This is a genomic window from Geminisphaera colitermitum TAV2 (assembly GCF_000171235.2).
Lineage (GTDB): Bacteria > Verrucomicrobiota > Verrucomicrobiia > Opitutales > Opitutaceae > Geminisphaera > Geminisphaera colitermitum.
Map to the genome: position 1 here is coordinate 1 of NZ_ABEA03000217.1, position 2,033 is coordinate 2,033.

A 2,033-nucleotide genomic window follows, 5' to 3' on the forward strand; every position below is an offset into this window, starting at 1 on the left:
CCCCCCCCCCCGCATACGGACGATTACCACGACGTTGCGACGGCCAATTTCATTCAACAAAATCATAGAAGCATTTCAGGTTGCCAACCTAAGATTGGACCAATCAGCATTCCGCCGCCTTGAAACTCTCCGTCAAAGTCGATTACGCCTGCCGGGTCCTTGCCCAACTCGCCCGTTTCCACGGTTCCGATGAACTCGCTCACATCGAGCAACTCGCCCGCGTCGAGGCCGTGCCCGCCAATTACCTCGTGCAAATCCTGAGCGAACTGCGCAACGGCGGCCTCATCACGAGCCGCCGCGGCAAACAAGGCGGCTACACCCTGGCCCGCGAGCCCAAGAAAATCTCACTCTACGACATCGTGCGCCTCATCGAAGGAGAAGTGCTCGAAGTCAGCGCCACCGGCGAAGGCCAGTCCGGCCGCCGCGTCCGGCAAGCCTGGAGCGAAGTGCGCGACGAATTGGAAGAATTTTGCAAAGGTCACACCCTCGACCAACTCGTGGCCCGCGGCGGTGAGGACATGTATTATATCTAGAGCCGGTTTCGACACTTGCCCCGTCTGCGATTGCCCCGCTCACTGCGTGAATGCCTCACGCCGTCATCGAAAACCTGCTCATCTTGCAGGACCGCGACACGAAGCAACGTTCGCTCGAAGCACAACTGGCCGCCAATCCCGCCGCCATTGCTGAAGTCGAAGCGAAGATCGCCGCCGAGCGAGCCGCCATCGATGCGGCCAAAGGCGAACTGAAAGGTCTCGAAAGCAAAAAAAAGTTGCTCGAAACCGAAATCGGCTCCGCCGAAACCACCCTCGGCAAATACAAAACCCAGCAATCGCTCGTCCGTAAAAACGACGAATACCAAGCCCTCGGCCAGCAGATCGACCAGACGCAAAAAACCATCGAGTCCTTGGAAGAAAAAGAACTCGAACTCCTCTATTCCATCGACGAGGCGCGCAACCGGTTCACCGCCGCCGAGACCGTGCTGCGCAACAGCATCTCCGGTTATCAGGCGCAAATTGCCACGCTCCACGAGCGCGCCAAAAACCTTGCCGCCGAACTCATCACCGCGCGCGCCGACACGCAGACCGCGCGCGAACCCCTCCCCCCCCCCGCCCTGCGCGTTTACGACCGCGTCTCCACCCGCCAGATGCCCGCCGTCGTCGCCGTGCGCGGCGGCAAATGCTCCGGCTGCCACCTCCGCGTCTCCGGCGAAGCCGAGACCGGTGCCCGCAGCCGCGACGAGGCCACCCTCGGCATCTGCGACCAATGCGGCCGCATCATCTGGTGGGAAAGCTGACGAAAAAAGCCTCCCCCCCCCCCCTTCGCAACTCAACACATTGGATGTTGGATGTTCGACGTTGGATGTTCGACGTTCGGGGCGAAGCCCCGCTGCGGGCTTGCCAGCCCCTCGCCCACGCCGCACAAAATCGCCCCTTATGCAAAAGCTGGCCCTCCTTTCGGTGAGTGACAAACGCGGCTTGGCGGACTTCGCCACGGCCCTCGTGAAACAACACGGCTACAAGCTGCTCTCCACGGGCGGCACCGCAAAACTCCTCGCCTCGCACGGCCTCCCCGTCACCGAAGTCAGCGAACACACCGGCTTCCCCGAAATGATGGAAGGCCGCGTCAAGACCCTGCACCCCAAAATCCACGGCGGACTCCTCTGCCGCCGCGACAAAGCCGACCACCTCGCCGCCGCCAAAACGCACCACATCGACCTCATCGACCTCGTCGTCGTCAACCTCTACCCCTTCGAGCAGACCGTCGCCAAACCCCACGTCGAATTTGAGGAAGCCATTGAAAACATCGACATCGGCGGCCCCTCCATGCTGCGCAGCGCCGCCAAGAACCACGAAAGCGTCACCGTCATTTGCGACCCCGACGACTACCCCCGCGCCCTCGCCGCCTTCGCCTCCGCCGACCGGGGCGACACCGCCGCCCTTGCCGGCCTCCGCCGCCAGCTCGCGTTGAAAGTCTTTCAACGTACCGGAAACTACGATACCGCCATCGCCGCGTATCTCGCCAAGCAAGTCCCC

At 62.2% G+C, this 2,033-nt stretch carries 2 protein-coding genes and 1 pseudogene; all 3 read left to right on the plus strand.

Annotated elements, in window-relative coordinates; translation table 11 throughout:
- Nucleotides 1–119 precede the first annotated feature (119 nt).
- A complete protein-coding gene (locus OBACDRAFT_RS24325) occupies nt 120–533 on the plus strand; it encodes an RrF2 family transcriptional regulator (RefSeq protein ID WP_043589772.1) in 414 nt (137 codons plus the stop codon).
- Nucleotides 534–583: 50 nt separating this feature from the next.
- A complete protein-coding gene (locus OBACDRAFT_RS24330; RefSeq protein ID WP_043589774.1) occupies nt 584–1,294 on the plus strand; it encodes a zinc ribbon domain-containing protein in 711 nt (236 codons plus the stop codon).
- Between the two features lie 139 nt (nt 1,295–1,433).
- Nucleotides 1,434–2,033, plus strand: a pseudogene (gene purH, locus OBACDRAFT_RS24335) (bifunctional phosphoribosylaminoimidazolecarboxamide formyltransferase/IMP cyclohydrolase); the annotation flags it as partial.

Excerpts from the sequence above, each read along its gene's own strand:
- OBACDRAFT_RS24330 (WP_043589774.1), top strand. The coding sequence starts at position 584 with ATGCCTCACGCCGTCATCGAAAACCTGCTCATCTTGCAGGACCGCGAC.